Here is a 23,493-nt window from a genome sequence, read left to right as displayed (position 1 = left end):
AATCAAGTTAAGTAATGGTGATTGGATTAATTTTTAATTAGTATTCTACGTGTTTTTTTATTTTAGGAACAAATCAGCGTCACAATTCGAGTCATATCCTATGAATGAACTTCTTTGTATGAAACAATTGCACTTTAATTAGATTAAGTATGAAAAAAATTATTATTCTATTAATTAGTTTAAATACTTTTTTTGCTTTTGCAAAAGAATACCATGTATCTGTAAAAGGAAATGATAACAATGATGGGTCTTTTAAGAAACCATTAAAAACGATTATGGCAGCAGCTAATAAAGCGATGCCTGGTGATATAATTACCGTTCATGAGGGGATTTATCGTGAAAAAATTGCACCACCCCGAGGCGGTACATCTAAAGAAAAATGTATTACCTATCAGGCGGCTCCTGGCGAAAAAGTTGTTATTACGGGATCAGAATCAGTTAAAGGATGGGAGAAAGTTGAGAGTGATACTTGGAAATTAACACTTTCAAATTCATTTTTCGGGACAAACAACCCATTTGAGGAGCAGCTTTACGGTAGTTGGTATATGGGCAATGGCAAGCCTAATCATACAGGCAGTGTTTATTTGAACGGGAAAAGAATCAGGGAAACATTTTCTCTTTATGACGTTTTTAAACCTACAGGTGACCAACCTTATTTTTATACTGAAGCTGATGGCAATGGTGGTCCGGTGTTGATGAATATTGAATGGGTACATCCAGCAGGAGGCAAACAAATGACTTATGCAGATTCATCTGTTGAAGGTGGTGATCAGGCGGTTGTCCTCCCAGGTGATCACTTTCCTTTTGGTTATTTGAAGGATGGATCAATACTTCATTTTGATGCGGTTGACTTTGGGTCTGGTACCGATATTTTGTTTTTTAATGCAGCAACATTGGCTAAAGGTGGAACAGTAGAGGTGCACCTTGGAAATCCATCAGGAGAATTGTTGGGTTCTTCAGTTGTAACCAATACCGGCGACTGGACAAAATTTTCTCCTTTTAATATCAAGTTATTGCGTAAGCTTTCAGGGAAACAAAATATTTGTCTTGTTATTAGAGCACCTAAATTAAACTCAGACGGCAAAACAACAATCTGGGCACAGTTTCCCAATGGGATAAACCCAAATACAGAATCGGTTGAGATCTCCGTTCGACCACAAGTATTCTATCCAGAGAAAACAGGCATCAATTATATTACCGTTAGAGGATTTATTCTTGAAAATGCGGCTACGAACTGGGCACCACCATCGGCTGAGCAACCAGGACTTATAGGAACTCGTTGGGGAAAAGGATGGGTTATTGAAAATAACATCATTCGTAATTCACGTTGTTCTGGTATTTCGCTTGGCCGTTCAACATTCGGACATGCGCACCATTATCAAAAATTACCTCCAAGGGTGTATCCTGAACCAAATGCTGGTCAAACAGAGAAGCAACTGATCGATTATTTCGAAAATGCATCATGGACCAAAGACGAGACAGGCTTTCATACCATTCGGAACAATCAAATCTATGAATGCGGTCAGGCTGGTATTGTAGGTTGTAGTGGTGGAGCCTTTAGTCTCATTGAAGGAAACGACATTCATGACATTTGCATAGGCGAAATATTTTCAGGATGGGAACAGGCAGGTATCAAACTACATTTTGCTATGGATGCGGTGATAAGGAATAACCATATTTACCGTACCATTCGTGGAATTTGGCTAGACTGGGGAGCTCAGGGCGTACAGGTTGTTGGAAACTTGTTTCATGACAATGGTTCTGCGAAAGGGATGTTTGAGAATGATGTATTTTTAGAAGTTAATCATGGTCCACTGCTTATGGCCAACAATATTTTTCTTTCCGAACAGGCAATTTATCAAAAATCACAAGGTGTTGCCAATGTGCATAATCTTATCAGTGGTACTGTAGCCGGAGGTAAAGATGCACGTAAAACGTACTATTATAAACCACATGAAACTGTTTCTTTGGGAAAGACACTTAATGTGGGTGGAAATTGGAGTTGGTATAATAACCTAATAATAAACAAAGCTTCCTTTAAAAAATGGGATGAACCGAAACTCCCGATAAATTATGATGGTAATGTTTATACAAAAGAAACACAGCGGGACTCAAACGATACTACTGCTATATTTGATTCCAATTTTGATTCTGATGTGAAACTTATTCACAAAGCGGATGGCTGGTATTTATCGATGCATGTTTCTTCTGATTGGGTAAATAAATCTAAGAGAAAATTAGTTACAACTCAGGTTTTGGATAAAGCGACAATTCCTAATCAAGAGTTTACTAATCCTGATGGGTCACCTGTGAAGATAGACTATGATTATTTTAGCCATAAACGAAACGTTAACAATCCATTCCCGGGCCCAATTGAATTTGGTAACATTGGTATGCAGGAGATAAAGGTTTGGCCTAAATAAAAGTATAAAACAATAACATTATTCTTAATTAAAGATAAACTTACAATCTGGATTAATTAATAATAACTTACAATAAATGAAAAATAGATTAAAGGGGATTATTTTGTTCTTAGCATTTTTAATAGTCACAAATTTATCTTTTGGACAAAAAAAAATAGGCAATGAAACGTCAGAACAGAAAGCAAAAAGAATGGAGTGGTGGACAGATGCCCGTTTTGGGATGTTTATCCATTGGGGGTTGTACGCCATGCCTGCACGTCATGAATGGATAAAGAGGAGGGAAGCAATGACTAATGAACAGTATCAAAAATATTTTGATATGTTCAACCCCGATCAGTTTAACCCCAAATTATGGGCAAAGGAAGCAAAGGCTGCCGGTATGAAATACGCAGTACTTACTACCAAACACCACGAAGGGTTTTGTTTATTTGATAGTAAATACACTGATTATAAAAGTACCAATACTCAAGCAAAGAGAGATTTGGTAAAGGAATTTGTGGATGCTTTCAGGGCAGAAGGAATCAAAATAGGGTTTTATTATTCTCTTCTCGATTGGCACCATCCAGACTACCCAATCGATTATCAACATCCTCAGCATCTGCCAGAGGATGGAAGTGTGAAGGATCCCGTGGCTGCATATGCGCAGTTGAATAAAAATAGAAATATAGCTGAATACCGAAAATACCTTCACAATCAGGTTACCGAATTGCTTTCAAATTATGGCAAAATAGATTTATTATGGTTGGATTTTTCGTTTGCCACAAACGAAAGAGGACCGGGAAAAGGTAAAGACGATTGGGGATCAGTTGAGTTATTGAAACAGGTAAGAAAATTGCAACCCAATATTATTATAAACAACAGGCTGAATTTGGATGAGTATGAAGATGGAGCCGATTTTGAAACACCAGAACAAGTAAAGCCCGGTGAATTAAGCAAATACAAAGGAAAGACATTCGAAACCTGTCAGACTTTCTCGGGATCATGGGGTTATTATCGAGATGAAGATTCTTGGAAATCACAAAGACAGTTGTTGGATTTACTGATTTCGTCCGTGAGCAATGGAGGTAATTTGATTTTAAATGTTGGTCCTACTGCCCGAGGCGAATTTGATTATCGAGCAGACAATGCTTTAGAAAGTCTTGGTGATTGGATGCATGCCAATAGTAAATCTATTTATGGATGCACGTTTGCACCAGAGCAATTTAAAGTTCCTGAGGAAACGAAACTTACCTATAATCCGACCACTAAAAAAATGTATGTGCATTTATATGATTATCCATCAGATGGGAAATTGCTTTTGCCGGGTTATAAAAGTCAGTTGAAATATGCACAGTTTTTACATGATAATTCCGAATTGAAATTTGAAATAAAAGGAGAGGATGCTATTCTAAAACTGCCCGCTAAAAAGCCTATGTATGAAATTCCGGTAATAGAGTTATTGCTGAATTAATCGAGATGCTTATCAATTAGGTATTTCTTTGTTGCTGAGAAACAAGTTTATTCTCTTTTTACGGCTGTGGACAGCTTGGACAATTTTGAATTTGACACACCCTTCTGAAATGTTAAAATATATTTTTAAAAGTAAAACGAAATTATTGATAGATAAAAAATAAGAGTATGAAAGAACTGAAGTTACTAGCTTTGATGATATGTGCCATACTATTTTACCCATGTCAGGCTCAAATACAAGTACCATCTACCCAACCCAATCTTGCCCAACAGGAAATGATGAAAAGAGGTTATGGTATGTTTATGCATTTTGGTTTGAATACATTTAACGATGTAGAGTGGAGTGATGGGACATTACCTGTGTCGTCTTATAACCCCACAAATCTAGATCCGGATCAATGGGTGCGTGTGGCAAAAGAAGCAGGATTTCGCTATGTATTACTAATTACTAAACATCACGATGGTTTTTGTTTGTGGGACAGTAAATACACCGATTATGATGTGGCGTCATCACCCGTAAAAACAAATGTGGTAAAAGCAGTATCAGATGCTTGTAAAAAATATGGAATTAAATTTGCCTTGTACTATTCGTTGTGGGACAGACACGAACCTTCTTATAAAGACAAAGATCCGCAGAAGTATATTGATTATATGAAGAACCAGTTGACAGAACTTTTTACAATTGATAAATCGGTTTGTGAATTGTGGCTTGATGGTGGCTGGGACAGAAAACCACAGTATTGGGGAATTGATCAGTTGTATTCTTTGGTTAAAAAAATGAATCCCAACTGTGCGGTAAGCGTAAATCACACTATTGTGTATGAAGAAGGTAAAAGAAAATTTGCACTTCCATCAGATATGACAGAAGACAACAAATATTTCTTTCAGTATTTTCCATCCGATTTTCGTTTGTGGGATCCCAAGTACATTACCAAGTTTGATAAAAAACAATACCTGCACGAAGGGAAATCCTATTATCTTCCTTTTGAGCATACAATCTGTATCAGTAAACGATATAATTGGTTCCAAAAATCAGTTCAGTTGCCTGTGAGAGACCTTGATGAAATGGAAGAATTGTTTTATTGGTGTACCGATAATAATAATTCATTGGTAATGAACATACCTCCTGATCAAACCGGTAGAATTAGAGAATATGAAGCTAATGCTGCTATTGCATTGGGTAAACGATTGGGGTTGTCTCTTGGAAAACCATTACCAAAAAATGGACAATTTATTTCTTTCAATAAACCTGTAACTGCATCAAGTGTATGGAAAGATGATAAAGGCAAAGTTTACGAAGGCAGTGCAATAAATGATGGAAAACTGGACAGCCATTGGACAGCGGCTGATACATTGGCAACCGTAGAGATGTCATTGAATGAAAAGGAGTCGTTTAACAAGATTAGTATTTTTGAAGCGCAGGATGAAAAGAATTTGCCCGATAATTTTTCGCAAATACGCATACCACGCATTCAGCAATACAGTATAGATATTTTACAAAACGGTAGTTGGGTAACAATTTTTCTAGGCGATGAACCTATGGGAGATTGTAAAGTAATTCGTTTCCCGCATCCTTATAAAACAAGTAAACTTAGATTTAAAGTAATAAAGGCAACAGCCTTGCCTTCTATTAATGAAATTTGCGTAATTAATGTACCCGAAAAGAAATAACATTTTAATTAACCTATAATGGCTGAAAACCAGTTTGTAAAAGGCTGTTTGTGGGCAGTATTATTAATCACAAGTATTTGGAAGAGTACAATACGATTAAATTCGCTAAGTTTTACATAGTATTCTTATTTTGTTGGAATTCGTTAAAATTAAAAAATGTAAAGTAGTTGTTTCTTGCAAGGAATAATAGTCATTAGAAAATAATATAATATATGAAGAAAATAATTATAATGAATTTGGTTGTATGTTGTTTGTTTACTTTACAAGTAATCGGGCAACAAACAACAACAACAAAGGAGAAATCGCTGGCCTATTACGTTAATCCATTTATCGGATCAAGTAATAACACTGCATTGGCTGGTAGCTATCATGGTTTGGGAAAAACCTTTCCGGGTGCAGTTACACCATTTGGGTTAACCCAACTCAGCCCCAATACAATTACCGGAGGAGATAACGGAGCAGGTTATAGTTATGAGCATAAGTCTATAGAAGGTTTTGCTTTTACACAAATGAGTGGAATTGGCTGGTATGGTGATTTGGGTAACTTTTTGGTGATGCCCACTACAGGTCAACTTAAAACCAATTCGGGAAGAGAAAAAGAAGGTATCAGTGGCTATCGTTCTTTGTATGATAAAAAATCGGAAAAAGCTGAAGCAGGCTATTATTCAGTCGAATTAACGGACTATCAAGTTAAGGCCGAGATGGTAGCCGCGCCTCATAGTGGTATCATGCAGTTTACTTATCCGGCCAATAAACAATCCCGCATTCAAATTGATTTAGCCCGAAGAGTTGGCGGTACTTCTACAGAACAGTATGTAAAAGTAGTAAACGATAATACTATCGAAGGTTGGATGAAATGTGATGCCACTGGCGGAGGTTGGGGCAACGGGAACGGAAAACCTGATTATGTGGTGTATTTCTATGCCCAATTCAGCAAGCCATTAAAAAAATATGGTGTGTGGGAAGTGAATATTCCATCAGATGCCAATCGTAAAAGAGAGACTATTGAAAGCGTTGCATTTCAGACGGTAGCAGCCAATGCAACTATCCATGAGCAATGCAAAGAAAAGCAAGGAAAGCATATCGGTTTTTATACCGAATTTGAAACTGGTAAAGAAGAAGCGGTATTACTCAAAGCAGGAATATCTTTTGTAAATATGGAAGGTGCCCGCAAGAATCTAGAGGCTGAAATTAAAGACTGGAATTTTAAAAACGAAAGGAAAAAGAGTTTTGATTTATGGAATAAGGCACTTGGGAAGATGAAAGTATCTGGAGGAACCGAAGACCAGAAAACAATTTTTTATACGTCACTCTATCATACCATGATTGATCCTCGTAGCTTTACCGATGTCGATGGAAACTATACTGGAGGAGATAATCAAGTACATCATTCCGATAAATTTACAAAGCGGACTATTTTCAGCGGTTGGGATGTGTTTCGAAGCCAAATGCCTTTGCAAACCATCATTAATCCAACCGTGGTAAACGATATGATTAATTCGCTGGTGGAACTGGCTGATGAAAATAAAACGCAGTACCTGGAAAGATGGGAATTTTTAAATGCCTATAGTGGATGTATGTTGGGTAATCCCGCAGTCGTGGTAATAGCCGATGCTTACCGTAAAGGTATCAGAAATTACAATATCGATAAAGCCTATACTTTTTCTAAAAATACGGTTGATAAGTTTGGTACGGCAGAATTAGGTTATGATCCCAGCATATCAAAAACATTAGAATATTCGTATTCGGCTTGGTGTATGGCGCAACTGGCTGAGCAATTAAATAAGCCAGCCAACTATAAAAAGTACACGGAGCAATCTTTTCATTATAAAAACCTTTTTGATCCTACAGTAGGATGGTTCAGGCCCAAAGATAAAAGTGGAGCCTGGTTGCCGTGGCCAGCTGAAGGAAGGCTAAAACAACTATATGGCTGTACAGAGAGTAATCCTTATCAGCAAGGCTGGTTTGTACCGCACGATATAGAAGGCTTGACACAATTGATTGGGGGCAAGGAAAAAACAGTGAATGATCTGGAGAATTTTTTTGACAAGGTGCCTGCCGATATGAAGTGGAACGATTATTACAACCATGCCAACGAACCGGTACACCATGTTCCTTTTATGTTTAATGCCTTGGGGAAACCTTGGTTAACCCAAAAATGGGCTCGGTTAATTTGCGAAAACGCTTATCACAATTCGGCCGAATTGGGATTGGTGGGCAACGAAGATGTAGGGCAAATGTCGGCTTGGTATGTATTGGCAGCTTCGGGCTTGCATCCGCTTTGTCCGGGTGATAATCGCTATCAGATTTGCACACCAATATTTAACACTATCAGCATTCAGTTGGATACTAAATATGCATCTGGGAAAAAATTCACCATCATTACCAAAAACAATTCTCTTCAAAATAAATACATTCAATCGGCTAAATTAAATGGAAAGCCATATGATAAGTGTTGGCTTAGCCACGATGTATTGGCAAAAGGAGGAACATTAGAATTGGTGTTGGGGCCTCAGCCAAATGTAAATTGGGGAATATAAGGAGGATTTTATTCATTATAAAAAATTAAATTTTAGCTAATCTTAAAAATAATCAAGTTTTAATTTTAATTCAAAACAAAAGCATAACCCAAATCAGTAATCATTGATATTAAATAAACTTAGCATGAAGAAAAACTTTTTTACTTTATTTTTATTCCTTTTGTTAACGGTAAATGCAATTGGACAAAAAAAGCACACCTTTGCCATAACAGATGGTAATTTTGTTTTGGATGGAAAAAACATTCAAATACACAGCGGGGAAATGCACTATTCTAGAATTCCGAAAGAATATTGGCGTCATCGATTGCAAATGATAAAAGCCATGGGATTAAATGCCGTGGCAACTTATGTTTTTTGGAACTACCATGAAGTAGCACCGGGAGTTTGGGATTTTAAAACCGGAAACCGAAATGTTGCCGAATACATCAAAATGGCTCAAGAAGAAGGATTGTATGTGATATTGCGTCCAGGCCCTTATGTTTGCGCCGAGTGGGAATTTGGAGGGTATCCTTGGTTTTTGAAAAATGTACCGGGAATGGTGATTCGCGAAAACAACCCACAATATTTGGCCGCAGTAAAAACATATTTTACGCAACTTTATGGTCAGGTAAAAAATTTATTGATAACCAATGGAGGTCCAATTATCATGGTTCAGGGAGAAAATGAATTTGGTTCCTTTGTTTCACAGCGTAAGGATATTTCGAATGAAGATCACAAAAAATACAGCTCCGCCGTTTTTCAACAACTAAAAGATCTTGGTTTCAATGTACCTTTCTTTACTTCGGATGGAAGTTGGTTGTTTGATGGAGGGTCACTTCCGGGAGCTTTGCCAACAGCCAACGGTGAAAATGATGTGAACAAACTCAAAGAAGTTGTTGACAAATATCATGATGGAAAAGGCCCTTATATGGTTGCCGAATTTTACCCAGGCTGGTTGATGCACTGGGCAGAACCTTTCCCAAGAAGGGGGTTCGAAAGAACAATCAACCAAACAAAAAAATACATTGATGCAGGAGTTTCCTTTAACTACTATATGGTACACGGAGGAACTAATTTCGGATTTACTTCTGGAGCCAATTACAACAAGAGTCATGACATTCAGCCCGACTTAACGTCTTATGATTATGATGCTCCTATTACTGAAGCAGGTTGGTCAACTGAAGAATACAACGCCATACGTGAATTGTTGAAAGATTCAAAAACACCCGCTGTTCCTGCTAAAATTAAGGTGATATCAATTCCTGGAATTAAATTGACCAAAGCAATCTCTCTGGAGTCATTAAAAGACAAAATAAAACCAGTAGAAAATGAAAAACCGCTGACTTTTGAGGAATTGAACCAAGGGCATGGTTATGTTTGGTACAGTAGAAAATTCAATCAGCCTATTAACGGAAAATTAGAATTAAAAGGGCTTCGTGATTATGCGCTTGTGTACGTTAATGGCAAAAAAGTAGCCGAATTGAATAGCTATTATAACAATTACGAGTGTACGATCGATATACCTTTCAATTCGACTTTGGATATTATTGTCGAAAATATGGGGCGTATCAATTACGATTCAAAAATCACCAGCAGTACCAAGGGAATTATTTCTCCAGTGATTATTAATGGTGAAACTATCACAGGTGATTGGAATATGTATGCGTTTCCTATGGACAAGATGCCAAATCTAGCGACTGCCAAAAGTAATGCCAAAGCTGGGCAGCCTGCTATTTATCAAGGAACTTTTAATGTATCGAAAAAAGGCGATACGTTCCTAGATATGCGTGATTGGGGTAAAGGAATTGTGTTTGTTAATGGAATTAATCTTGGACGTTATTGGAGTGTTGGACCACAACAAACATTATATCTTCCAGGTTGTTGGCTGAAAGAAGGCGCTAATGAAATTGTGATTTTCGAACAAAAAAATGACAAGATTCAAACCAATGTAAGTGCAATCGAAACTCCAATTTTGGATGATTTAAGACCTGAAAAAGAGAATGTTAAATAAAAGTAAGCTGTTTTTGTAAATACTGTTTTAGAGTAAGAAACTTCTTGATGTTTTTATTTTCAAGCAGTTTCTGAAATAGGTATCAGTTTTTTTACTCTTGATATTGAACAAAAATTATAGAAATGAAAAATTATTTTACAATAGGTTTGATTGTACTATTACAGTTAATAAGTATTCAATCAAGTTGGGCACAAAAAACAGATTCAGCCAACCCAATTTATAGCCAGTTGGGAGAAGCCTATAGAACGCCTGCTTTTTCCATGAAAGGGTATTGGGTGTGGTGTAGTTCTGTTGTAAAAGGGGATGACAAGAAATATCATATGTTTGCTTCCCGATGGCCAGATAGTATATTGTTTCATCCGGGTTGGATGGTGGCATCAGAGGTGGTACACGCGATATCAGATAGACCTGAAGGCCCATACACATTTTCAGATGTGGCTTTGCCTGCTCGTGGTGCACAATATTGGGATGGTCGTTCTACGCACAATCCTCGTATATTGCGATACAAAAACAAGTATATACTGTATTATATGGGATCTACGCATCCTTTCGAAGAACCTAATAAACAAGATTTCAACCTAGCTAGCAAATGGTGTATTGTAGGCCGTAGTAACAAGCGAGTGGGTGTTGCCATTGCCGATTCGCCTTACGGCCCTTGGAAACGTTTTGACAGACCTGTTTTGGAAACAAAACCAGATACTTTTTACAGTTTTCTGACTTCCAATCCCAGTCCGATTATTGAAGAAGACGGTTCTGTTTTACTAATGTTTAAAGCCCGCAGTTATGTGGGTAACGATAAGTATTCGGGCATGTGTTTTGGAATGGCTCGTGCCAAAAGTATTTATGATAAGTTTGAAGTGCTGAATAACGGACAACCCGTATTAGGTGGTCCCGGTCAGCCTGAGATTGAAGCCCCTTTCTTTTGGAAGGACAAAAAAGGGTACCATGTGGTTTTCAAAGATCACGTTGCGAAATATACTGGCGAGAAAGGTGCAGGAGTATTAGCCAATTCAAAAGATGCTATTCACTGGACTGTTGCAGATTCACCTAAAGCCTATTCGCGAACACTTCGTTACAATGATGGTAAAACAGAAACGATGGGACAACTGGAAAGACCTTTTATCTATTTTGAAAATGGAAAACCAGCCTATTTCTTTTTTGCCACAATGGATGGCCCAGGTGGTTTTGAATATGGTACGCACTCATGGAATGTTGTAGTGCCTTTTAAAAATTTATAAAATAATTAATCGGTTCTTGATCTTGATAATAATTAAAACTAATTAGAATATATATTATGCTTTTATTAGGAATAAGAAATTTGACGATGATTTTATTGCTGACATCAGTATTTATGTTTTATGGGCAGAATACTAAAGTAGAATCTACTGTCCGTGAGAAAATCAATATCAACAGAGAATGGAAATTTAAATTAGGCGATGATGCATTGGCGAAAGCCGCCAATTATAATGACGCTGATTGGAGTAATATAAGTCTGCCACATAATTTTAGTATTCCCTATTTTCAGTCGGCACAATGGTACACCGGATATGGTTGGTATCGCAAATATTTTGATATTCCGTCGAGTTGGAAAGGCAAACAAATCTTTATAGAATTTGAAGCCGCCTTCCGGGAGGCAGAAATATTCGTAAACGGTGAATTGGTTGGTACACATCAAGGAGGGTACACTGGTTTTACATTTGATATTTCCAGTAAATTGAAACCGGGGCGTAACGTATTGGCAGTAAGACTTAATAATAACTGGAATGCTAGATTGGCTCCCCGAAATGGAGACCATAATTTTACTGGTGGTATCTATCGGGATGTTTATCTGGTGGTAACCAATCCAGTTCACGTGACTTGGTACGGTTCAGCTGTTACTACACCTAGAGTTTCTAAAGAAAAAGGTGTAGTGAATATTAAGACAGAAATAAAAAATGACAGTCAACAATCCAAAAATTACACAATCAAAACAGAGATTGTTGCCCCTTCCGGTAAGATTGTGGCAAAGTCAATGTCAAACAGCAAAATAGAAACTGGTGCTACAGTGACTGTTGAACAAACCACTGGAGCAGTAAAATCTCCTTTATTATGGCACCCTGATCATCCGTTTCTTTATAAAGCCGTTACTACGATATTTGATGGTAATTTACTGTTGGATCGTTATGAAACAAAATTTGGTTTTCGTTGGATGAAATGGACGGCTGACAAAGGATTTTTTCTTAACGGAGAACATTACTATTTTAAAGGTGCAAATGTACATCAGGATCATGCTGGTTGGGCAAGTGCGGTAACTAATGCAGCCATTATAAGGGATGTGAAAATGATTAAAGACTGCGGCATGGATTTCATACGGGGTTCACATTACCCTCATGACCCCGCTTTTTCCGAAGCATGTGATAGTTTGGGAGTACTATTATGGGAAGAAAATGATTTTTGGGGATCTGGAGGCAACCAACGTGAAAGTGATAATTGGTTCGAGGGTGCTGGGGCATACCCAGTAAATGCCGACGATCAGCCTTTTTTTGAAGAAAGTGTAAAAACAAATCTTAAGGAAATGGTGCGTATACACCGCAATCATCCTTCTATTATAGCATGGAGTATGTGTAATGAGCCTTTTTTCACAGGAAAGGGTACAATAGACAAGATACGTGTTTTTCTAAAAGATTTGACCAAACTTACCCATGAACTCGACTCAACTCGCTTGGTTGGTATTGGCGGATGCCAAAGAGGAGATATTGACAAACTCGGGGATATAGCCGGTTATAACGGGGATGGCACACGACTATTTATTAATCCAGGTATTCCAAGTGTAGTCACTGAATATGGGTCGGTTATTGCCATCCGTCCCGGAAAATATGATCCTGGTTTTGGTGAGCTTCAGAAAGAGGAATTCCCTTGGAGAAGCGGACAGGCATTGTGGTGTGCTTTTGATTACGGAACCCGTGCTGGGAAATTTGGGAAAATGGGTATGATTGATTATTTCCGTATGCCCAAAAACCAATATTATTGGTATAGAAATGAGTATAAGCATATTGCACCACCCGAGGTGGCTCAATCTGGTATTCCATCAAAATTAAGTCTTACTGCTTCAAAAAAAGTCATTAACGGAACTGATGGAACCGATGATGTTCAACTTATCGTAACAGTACAAAACCAAGATGGAAAACCAATCAATAATAGTCCTGACGTTACCTTTGAGATTATATCAGGTCCCGGAGAGTTTCCTACAGGAAGGACAATCACATTTAGCAACCAATCAGATATTTATATCAGGGACGGAAAAGCGGCCATAGAGTTTCGCTCTTATGAGGGTGGCAAGACGGTTATCAAAGCATCTTCTGCTGGGTTAAAATACGATACCATCATTATCGAGACTCAGGGTTATCCGATATATTCTGAAGGGATAACTCCTAAAACACCAGACAGACCCTACGTTCGATATACAACGAATGTTTCGGGGCAACCAAATTCTAATATAAATATTGCCATCCAGAAACCCACTCGTGCCAGTAGCGAAATGGAAGGCAGAACGGCAAATAAAGCTAATGATGGCGATGAAGCCTCTTATTGGAAGGCAGTGGGCAATGAGCAGAAAAAATGGTGGCAGATTGATCTTGAAAACTTATATGTTGTTAATAAAGTTAGTATTGCTCTTCCAGTATTGGGCTCTGTGGCAATACGTATAGAGATTTCCAAAGACGGCCAGCTTTGGGAAAAAATAGCAGATTCCATCCTCAAGGGAGATGGAACTAGTAAGAAACAGTCAATAGACATAGATAGCAAATCGATAGGTAGATTTTTAAGAATCAACTTTTTGGACTCCGCCAAAGAAATTTCTATGAGCGAAGTGGAAGTTTTCGGAAAGACATCAAATTAAGGGATGAGTATTGATAGATTAAAAGGGGTGTTTTTTACGACTTTATATAAAAAAAATGAATTGCGAATTATTTGTATTTATTATCCTTATTAAATAAATGAACTAACTTATTAAATAAATGAAATCACTATTAAAGATAATTTTTCTTTTTGGAGCGGTGACAGCTGTTGCTTCGCTTTCCGCACAAGTAAAGAAAACAGCTGATAAGTCAGGCAATCCGTCTCGACAATGGATTGTATGGTCTGATAAACCAGCACTTAAGTGGGAAGACGCATTTGTAACGGGAAATGGTCGTCACGGAACTATGTTTACAGGGAACGCGGGTGAGGAGCGGATTATTTGTGTACATGAAAAACTTTTTGTTCGCGCTTGGGATCGACACAAAGTAGCGGTGGCCAACCTTGCCAACCTGCTTCCAGAGATGAGAAAGTTGAGTGATTCAGCTAAGTTTGGCGAGGCTGCACGTCTTAGCACAGGTGAAGCTCGTAAGCAGTTGGATGCTATGGGAGCCACAAATATGTGGCCTTTATTTCCGCATCCAGCATTTGATGTACAAATGAATGTAAAAAAGGTTGGAGCAGTATCTGCTTATCGACGTGAGCTGAATTTGGAAACCGGGGAAGCAAAAGCCCAATGGAAAGATGAACAGGGTACCGTAGAGGAAAGTGTATTTTCATCTAGGATTGATAATGTTAATGTAATCAGGATTAAATCATCAGCAGGAAAAAAACTGGAATTAACACTCAATCTTGCCGAAACTCCCGGCCGTACAGGAAAGGCCAGCGGTTTTGAATTGGACAAGGTTTTTCTTAATACAAGTAGTAAAGCAGAAGCATCGGGCTGGTTGAGCTATCATGCACAATATTCGCAAGATCCCGGCGGTTATGAAGGTTTGGCTCGGGTAGTTGCAAATGGTGGACAAATGCGTGTGGAGAATAATCAACTTAAGATAGAAAATACTAATGAGGTCACGATATTAGTACGTATAACACCATTAGAATTTGGTTGCACTTCACAGGAAATAGCCACTCGTAATGAGCTTTCTTTGATTTCTGCAGACTATGATAAACTGTTGTTGCCACATGCCTCGCAACATGGCGAGATGTTTCGTCGTGTAGTGTTTGATCTGGGTTGTGCAGATCTTTGGAAAAGCACGCCAACAGAGAAAATGTTGGAAGAAGCGCATGAAAAAGGGATAACACCTCTATTTCTTGAGCAGATGCATGCCATGGGGCGATACTTGCTCATATCTTCGTCTGGAGATTTTCCGCCACCACTGCAAGGCATTTGGGGAGGTGGATGGACACCTTCATGGATTGGTGGCTTTGTGATGGATACTAATGTCAACCTTGCTATTTCGGGTATCTCAACTGGTGATTTGGCCGAATGTGCCGAATCGTATTTTGGTTATGTAGAAAGATTATTACCCGCCTGGAGACTTAATGCCAGCAGTTATTTGGGTTGTCGTGGCTTCTTGGTACCTCATTACAGTGATCCAGAAAAAGGATATCTTAATCATTTTACTCCGGGGCTTCCATGGATGTATTGGCCAGGTGGTGCAGGATGGAACCTAATGCCTTTTTATGAGCACGGAATGCTTTATGGAGATATGGCTTTTCTGCGCAAGCGTGTTTTACCTTTATATCAGGAAATGGCACAGTTTTATGAAGACTATCTTACCAAAGATAAAGATGGGTACTATCATATATCCCCTGGGATTTCACCAGAAAATGGAGTTAAAGGACAAGGCAGTACGCTTTCAAAAGATGCTACTTTCGAAATAGCAGTGGCTCGTGAAGTATTTGACCATTTATTGAAATTGGGAAAAATGTTTAATCTTGATCAGTCAGATATGGCAAAATGGAAAGAATACCACGATAAGTTGGTTCCTTATCGCATTAATGCTGATGGCGCTTTGGCTGAATGGATAACTTTACCGTTTGAAGATAATTATAAACACCGACACAATTCGCATCTCTATCCTGTTTTCCCAGGTAGAGAGTTCTTTGAACCAGGTGCTGATCCAGCTCTAGTAGAGGCTGCAAGAGTGGCTTTGGGTAAGCGTTTTGAATCGGATACTGAATCGGCTCATGGTCTTATTCATTTGGCATTGATGGCTACTAGGTTGCACGAAAAGGAAAAAGTGTTGGCTAATCTTAATCGTTTTGCCCAACGTAATTATGTGTACAACGGTCTTGTTACTTCTCATAATCCAGAGCATGCTATTTACAATCTTGATTCGGTGTTGAGTTTGCAGCGATTGCTGGCCGATATGATGGTGTTTTCGCAACCCGGACGTGTTGAATTTTTGCCAGCCTGTGCAGCAACTTTCCCGCAAGGGCATTTATTGGGGACACGTATTCACGGTGGCCATAAGTTAGATATACAATGGAAAGACGGAAAATTGGTGTCAGCTACTATTCATGCAGGGGAAACCAATCATTGTACATTTGTATATAATGGAAAGCAAAAAGAGGTGGACTTGATTGCCGGAAAGAAATACAAGTTTGACAGCCAATTTAATTTGATTAGAGGGAAATAAAGAAAAAAATGAAAAGACATTTCGCAATTGTTTTGATTGTACTAATACAATTGATAAACGTTCATGAATGTGAGGGACAAAAAGCAGCTACAGCCAACCCAATTTATAGCCAGTTGGGAGAAGCCTATAGAACGCCTGCTTTTTCCATGAAAGGGTATTGGGTGTGGTGTAGTTCTGTTGTAAAAGGGGGTGACAAGAAATATCATATGTTTGCTTCCCGATGGCCAGATAGTATATTGTTTCATCCGGGTTGGATGGTAGCATCAGAAGTAGTGCACGCGATATCAGATAAACCCGAAGGCCCATACACATTTTCGGATGTGGCTTTGCCTGCTCGTGGTGCACAATACTGGGATGGTCGTTCTACGCACAATCCTCGTATATTGCGATACAAAAACAAGTATATACTGTATTATATGGGATCTACGCATCCTTTCGAAGAACCTAATAAACAAGATTTCAACCTAGCTAGCAAATGGTGTATTGTAGGCCGTAGTAACAAGCGAGTGGGTGTTGCCATTGCCGATTCGCCTTACGGCCCTTGGAAACGTTTTGACAGACCTGTTTTGGAAACAAAACCAGATACTTTTTACAGTTTTCTGACTTCCAATCCAAGTCCAATTATTGAAGAAGACGGTTCTGTTTTGTTGATGTTTAAAGCCCGTAGTTATGTGGGGAATGATAAGTATTCGGGCATGTGTTTTGGAATGGCTCGTGCCAAAAGTATCTACGATAAGTTCGAAGTATTGAATAACGGACAACCCGTATTAGGTGGTCCCGGTCAGCCGGAGATTGAAGACCCTTTCTTTTGGAAGGACAAAAAAGGGTATCATGTGGTTTTCAAAGATCACGTTGCGAAATATACTGGAGAGAAAGGTGCAGGAGTATTAGCCAATTCAAAAGATGCTATTCACTGGACTGTTGCAGATTCACCTAAAGCCTATTCGCGAACGCTCCGTTACAATGATGGCAAAACAGAAACGATGGGACAACTGGAAAGACCTTTTATCTATTTTGAAAATGGAAAGCCAGCCTATTTCTTTTTTGCCACAATGGATGGCCCAGGTGGTTTTGAATATGGTACGCACTCATGGAATGTTGTAATACCGTTTAAAAAATAGACAATTGTCTCAAAGTGTTTTTAAATAGAATTTTAATAAATAAAAAAAATGAAATTTTTATTGCCAACTACAGTATCAGCAGTTATTGTTTCTTTGCTTTTCAACGGAGCAATTATCGCGCAAACAAAATCTGATGGTAAAATTTTACCTTATAAGAACCCCGCTCTTCCAGTTGAGAAGCGGGTGAATGATTTACTGGCACGAATGACTCTCGAAGAAAAAGTATACCAAATGTGTGCTTTGCGTTTGGGAGATGGAGACGAAATATTCAAAAGTAGTGGGGTGTACTCTATCGATTATATCCGTCAGCAAATGAAATCCCACGGTACTGGTCATATTAGTTGTCCTACAACCGATATGGATGCTGCGAAAGGAGTTAAAACAGTCAATGAAATTCAAAAAGTTGCCGTAGAAGAAACGAGATTAGGTATTCCTACACTTATAAATGATGAGGCTTTGCATGGAGTAAAAGGCTTTGGTGCTACTACTTATCCTCAGTCTATTGCACTTTCTTGTACATGGGACTTACCACTTATGAAAAAAATAACAGATGCTATCGGAAAAGAAGCTTATAGTCGAGGTATCAGACAGGCATTGAGCCCAGTACTTGATTTGGCAAGGGATCCACGTCATGGGAGAATGGAAGAAACGTATGGGGAAGACCCTTATTTGGCTTCCCGTTTTGCTGTTGAATTTATCAAGAATGTACAACAAAATGGAGTTATCTGCACGCCGAAACACTTTGCTGCAAATTTTGTACCTTCCAATGGGTTGGATGCAGCTAATGTTTCTTTGAGTGAAAGAGAGCTAAGAGAAATTCATTTGGTTCCTTATAAAGCAGCGGTAACCGAAGCGCATGCAAAATCGTTAATGGCGGCCTATAATGCCATAGACGGAGTGCCTTGCCATGCCAATAAATGGCTGCTTACCGATATATTGAGGAAAGAATGGGGATTTACCGGCTATACCGTGTCGGATTGGAGTGGTGTAGTACATACCATGGGCATGCACAAAATAGCCGAATCAAAAGGAGAGGCAGCTGTGATATGTGCCAAGGCAGGTTTGGATGTTGATTTACCTAGATACAAAGCTTATGTAGAATTAGTAGATGAGGTTAAAAAAGGAAATATTGACCAATCGGTAATTGATGAAAGCGTAAAACGAATTCTGCGTGTAAAATTTGAGATGGGACTGTTCGAACATCCTTATATTGAAGATACTACTCAGGCTACCAAATTATGTAATGCTCCTGAGTTTAGAGCATTGGCAAAAAAAGCAGCAGAAGAAAGTATTGTATTGTTGAAAAATAAAAACAATGTACTGCCAATCGCAGCGACAGCTAAGAGTATAGCTGTTATCGGACCTAATGCCAATGTGGCTCAATTAGGAGGGTATTCATCTGCCGGAGTGCCTAGTGTTAGTCCTGTAGATGGAATAAAAAATATTTTTGGTTCAACAGCCACTATTCGTTATGCGAAAGGTTGTACGCTTACCGGTAAGGATACAACTGGCTTTGAAGAAGCGGTCAATATTGCAAAACAATCGGATATAATCGTATTGGTGATGGGAGGACAATATAGTGTGACTGGTGGTGAATCGCAAGACCGCATCGATTTAAACTTGATGGGTGTTCAAGAAGAACTTATAAAAACAATTAGCAGTTTGGGCAAACCTGTGATTGTTGTGTTGGATGATAGCCGACCTGTAACTATGCTAAACTGGATTGATAAAGTGGATGCCGTTTTGCAAATGTTTCCTGCTGGAGAAGAAGGAGGGAATGCTCTTGCCGAAATATTGGCAGGGAAAGTGAACCCATCGGGTAAGACTACCGTAACTATACCAAGACATACAGGGCAGATTCCTTTGACACAAATTACTCGTCCTTATGGAAGGGAAGGAAGTGTTGCAGAGTATCCAGAAACTAAAGTCAATGGAATTGTTTCTAAAGATAGATATTACTGTTTATATCCTTTCGGTTTCGGATTGTCTTATACCACGTTTCAATATGGAGCCATCAAATTTGCAAAAGATAAATTTTCGACAGACGAAAAGATAGAATTGTCTGTAAATATAACCAATACAGGCAGTAGAGATGGAGATGAAATAGTACAATTGTATTTTACGAATTTGCATACCAAGCATGTAACCCAAGCTCCTAGACAGTTGAGGGCGTTTCAACGTGTAAGTATTCCTGCCGGAGGAACGCAAACGGTAACTTTTACATTAAATTCATCTGATTTGAGCTATTTGGATGAAAATCTAAAACCAAAAGTAGATGCCGGAGATTTTGAAATATTTGTTGGAGGAAATAGTGTGGATGGTGTTACCAATAAATTTACATTGGTACAAAAAAAGTAATCTAATATCTTTATTTCAATTAATATGTCATAGATTGATTTACAAATTAAATTATGTCGCTTGATGTTCCTGCAAGGTATTTTTCGGGACCTTGTAGGTATTATATGTTAGTAATTAGATATTTATAAGGTCTAGTATCCAATACAAAATAAATTTAAGCTCAGGTGAATAATAAAGAATAAGTTTGATAAAAAGGGAGCTTAATGAAGTATAAGAACATCGGGTTCAAAAAAAGGAAATGTCAAAGTATATACCAAAATGAAAAAAATATTTTATTTACTGTTTTTTTATAGTATAAGTGTTCCAGTTTTTGCGCAATCACCAGAGACAAAACCTATTGTAGAGTCTTTTGAAAATGCTAAAACGCTACTGAAGTACCAATCTTCAGATAAAGAGGCACTATCAGTGAGTGATGAACACTATTTAATGGGAAAGCAGTCGCTAAAATGGGAATGGAAGGATGAAAAGAGTTCTTTTGGTACCGGATATTTTTCAGGCATACCGTATGATACAAAGAATGTGACCTATGCCGGTATTTTTAAATTTAGCCCTACTTTTTTCTTTTCTGTATATAATGAAAAGCCACAAAAAGGCAATTTTAAAATCAGTTTTTTGAAAAATGGAAAGGAAGAAGCATGGTTTAATGTTTCACTAAACTTCACAGGATGGAGAAGACTGATTATCCCATTTTATAAAATGGAAGGGAATAGACCATCAGAAACGGATGCTTTTGATTTTGACTATGTGCAGATGAGTTCAAATACTCACGGAGGAAAGCTCTATTTTGATGATATTATTTTTTCAAAATATTTTGACGATCGTTTTAGCTTGTCTGATGGAATAAGTCCTTTTTATGATAAAGGTATTTTGAAGGATGGTCAGCGATTGAGTAATATGCAATTGCTGAAACAGATCAAGTCAAGTCAAGTGTCAGAAAAGCAACTAAAAGATTTAGCACTTATTGAAAGCAAAATATACCAAAAGCTTCTGCCAACTGCCGTCAAATATGATATGGCCTCGTTAAAAGAAAGGTTTGCTGCAACGGGTATTTTTGAAAATGGAACAACGATTAAAGGACTTCCTTTAATACCTACTAAAGATGATACCTATTTTTATTTTTCGGGGCAAGGGTCGAAAACATATAACGAAATAAGACCTTTTGGGCAATTAATACAGGATATAGCAAAAGCGTATGCAACAACGTCTAATCAGAAGGATAAAGAGGAGCTTTTGGATATGTTCTTGTTAGCGAGTAGGTATTTTCTCGATCAAGGTTGGCAAGAAGGAGCATCAAATATATGTAGAGATGTTATATATTATGCGACACGAGAACTGACTCCGGCTTTTTATATTATGAAGCAGCCCTTGCATGAAGCTGGAATCTTACCGCAAATAGAAAGAAGTTTGCAATGGATTAACAATTTTGGACGCATAGTAAACGATGATAAAGTGGTGGATGTCGATTTTCTTAACACACAATCGTTTGGATTTTTGTTGCAGCCTTTTTTAAATAATGACAAGGCAAAACAGGTTACTCTTTTGAATGCCTATAGTAGTTATCTAAGTATTATACTTTCCCAGAAAGAAAAAGCTGAAGGTTTTCGCACTGATGGGACGGTATGGCATCACGCTGGGCATTATCCTGCTTATGGGATTGGAGCTTTTTCAACTATGGGTAATAATCTTTATCTATTATCGGGTACTGGATTTAAAATAAGTAAGGCTGGACACGAGAATTTTAAAAAGGCGTTGATGGCTACCGCCATTTATTCTCAATTATATGACACTGGTTTTGGTAATGACGGAAGACATCCTTTTGTAGGAAGTATTATAAGTTTGAAAAGTGCCTTTCTCGATATGGCCAAAGCAGGTAATCCTCAAGGGACTAGCGCCATTGACAAAGATTTAGCTGGGGCCTATATCCGATTATGGAAAGAGGATAAGGATAATGTAGCTCTGTTTACCAAAGAAGGGATTAAGTCACAACAAATGCCTGGTTATACAGTATTCCCGTATGCTGCAACGGCTGTTCATCGTCATAGCGATTGGGCTGCTTTAATAAAAGGATACAGTAAATATTTATGGGCTTCTGAAATTTATGTTGGGAACAATCGCTATGGAAGATATCCTGCCAATGGTACAATAGAGTTATTGAATAACGAAGGAGAAAAAGGAAGTGGTTTTGTTCAGGAAGGTTGGGATTGGAACCGGTATCCGGGTGCAACAGTAATTCATTTGCCATTTGAAAAGTTGGAATCCCCCAAGTCTTTATTAATGTTTCTTTCTGAACAAAGCTTTGTTGGGGCGGCTACTCTTACTAATAATGGTGTGTTTGGTTTTATATTGGATGAAAGTAAAGGTTCTAATTCAGATGGACTAACAGCAGACAGAAGCGTAGGTTTTGAAGGAAAATTGAAAGCAAAAAAATCGGTGTTCTCTTTTGGGGATAAACTCATTTGCATTGGAACTGATATTTCAGCTGTAGATAAGGAATATCCTGTGCAAACCAATCTCTTTCAGACTTTTCTAAAAGATGATGCTATTCCTGTATATACAGATGCTGGAGCTGTAAGCAGTTTTCCCATAAGTACCGAAGCTGGTAAAAGAATTGTTGATCCATTTGGTAATGGTTATTATGTTATCTCACAACAGAATATACAGATGTCTAAGAAAAAACAGCAATCCTACTTAGGTACCTATTCCGTAAACAATGGGCCAAAATCGCCAGAAACCGCCATAAAAAAGACAGAAGGTGATTTTGCTGCAGCATGGATTGATCATGGAACAGCACCTCAGGATGCTTCGTATCAGTATGTTATTTACCCATTTATGTCTTCGAATGACCAGCAGAATTTTAAAGCAAAAACGGAAGCCGATGCTGCTAATTATAAAATTATAAGAGCAGACAACAAGGCACATATCGTATTGGATAAAACGAGTAATACAATGGGTTGTGTTTTTTTTGAAGCGGGTAAATATGATGATATCTTAATAAGAGAAGTATCAGATCCTTCTATTTTAATGTTGCAACAAAAAGCTGACAATGCGCTGACACTAGGAGCTGTACAACCCGATTTGAATTTTAGTAAAGGCAATGAAACCCGTAGTGGTTTTATAGCCTATAGTGAGCCGGTAACACTTACTATCATTTTGAATGGTAAATGGAAAACGGGTAATTATGATTTTGTGAAGTCTGTAAACTATGATGAAGATACAACAATTATAATCATGCAGTGTAGGCATGGATATACTAATACGATGGAATTAAAGAAATGATATTTACATTAAATCCAACCGATTTAGATTATTTGGATGAAATCTAAAATTAAAAGTAGATGCCGGAGATTTTGAAATATTTGTTGGAGGGAATATTTTAGATGATGTTACAAACGAATTAATATTAGTATAAAAAAGGATTAACAGAATAAAATAAATTAATGTGAAAAAAATATTTTTTGTTATTAGAAATAATATCTGTGACACTCTGTGGTCATTCACAAGAAACCGAGCGTAAAGTAGCAT

Annotated in this window: 11 protein-coding genes; all 11 read left to right on the top strand. The window is 38.0% G+C overall.

Annotated features, from left to right (window positions below; translation table 11 throughout):
- The first annotated feature begins 149 nt into the window (after positions 1–149).
- The 11 genes from EM308_RS03185 (at position 150) to EM308_RS03135 (ending at position 23,247) form a co-directional block, all read left to right on the top strand.
- Positions 150–2,423, top strand: coding sequence for a carbohydrate-binding protein (locus EM308_RS03185; RefSeq protein ID WP_051877862.1), 2,274 nt, complete (start codon positions 150–152; stop codon positions 2,421–2,423).
- Positions 2,424–2,499: 76 nt separating this feature from the next.
- Entirely contained in the window at positions 2,500–3,873 is a 1,374-nt protein-coding gene (locus EM308_RS03180) for an alpha-L-fucosidase (RefSeq protein WP_035639317.1), read from the top strand.
- Positions 3,874–4,040: 167 nt separating this feature from the next.
- Positions 4,041–5,543: a crotonobetainyl-CoA--carnitine CoA-transferase gene (locus EM308_RS03175; RefSeq protein ID WP_035639320.1), complete on the top strand. Its 1,503-nt coding sequence runs from the start codon at positions 4,041–4,043 to the stop codon at positions 5,541–5,543.
- A gap of 212 nt (positions 5,544–5,755) precedes the next feature.
- Positions 5,756–8,083, top strand: a complete 2,328-nt coding sequence (locus tag EM308_RS03170; protein ID WP_081907338.1) for a GH92 family glycosyl hydrolase — start codon at positions 5,756–5,758, stop codon at positions 8,081–8,083.
- Positions 8,084–8,207: 124 nt separating this feature from the next.
- Positions 8,208–10,073 carry a glycoside hydrolase family 35 protein gene (locus EM308_RS03165; protein ID WP_035639321.1) on the top strand — a complete coding sequence of 622 codons (1,866 nt, stop codon included), beginning with the start codon at positions 8,208–8,210 and terminating at the stop codon, positions 10,071–10,073.
- A 122-nt stretch (positions 10,074–10,195) separates the two neighbouring features.
- Positions 10,196–11,311: a glycoside hydrolase family protein gene (locus EM308_RS03160; protein ID WP_070261777.1), complete on the top strand. Its 1,116-nt coding sequence runs from the start codon at positions 10,196–10,198 to the stop codon at positions 11,309–11,311.
- 56 nt (positions 11,312–11,367) lie between these two features.
- Positions 11,368–13,950 (top strand): glycoside hydrolase family 2 protein, encoded by a 2,583-nt coding sequence (locus tag EM308_RS03155; protein WP_081907369.1) that lies wholly within the window; start codon positions 11,368–11,370, stop codon positions 13,948–13,950.
- A gap of 118 nt (positions 13,951–14,068) precedes the next feature.
- Positions 14,069–16,492, top strand: a complete 2,424-nt coding sequence (locus EM308_RS03150; RefSeq protein ID WP_051877905.1) for a glycosyl hydrolase family 95 catalytic domain-containing protein — start codon at positions 14,069–14,071, stop codon at positions 16,490–16,492.
- A gap of 8 nt (positions 16,493–16,500) precedes the next feature.
- Entirely contained in the window at positions 16,501–17,613 is a 1,113-nt protein-coding gene (locus EM308_RS03145) for a glycoside hydrolase family protein (protein WP_070261775.1), read from the top strand.
- A 48-nt stretch (positions 17,614–17,661) separates the two neighbouring features.
- Positions 17,662–19,971, top strand: coding sequence for a glycoside hydrolase family 3 N-terminal domain-containing protein (locus EM308_RS03140; protein ID WP_051877828.1), 2,310 nt, complete (start codon positions 17,662–17,664; stop codon positions 19,969–19,971).
- Between the two features lie 258 nt (positions 19,972–20,229).
- Positions 20,230–23,247: a chondroitinase family polysaccharide lyase gene (locus EM308_RS03135; protein ID WP_035638298.1), complete on the top strand. Its 3,018-nt coding sequence runs from the start codon at positions 20,230–20,232 to the stop codon at positions 23,245–23,247.
- The last annotated feature ends 246 nt before the right edge of the window (positions 23,248–23,493 follow it).

It is taken from the genome of Flavobacterium gilvum, assembly GCF_001761465.1.
In the GTDB taxonomy this organism is placed as follows: Bacteria; Bacteroidota; Bacteroidia; order Flavobacteriales; family Flavobacteriaceae; genus Flavobacterium; species Flavobacterium gilvum.
The sequence above is the reverse complement of the archived record's forward strand: the minus strand, read 5'-3'. Positions and strand labels throughout refer to the sequence as shown.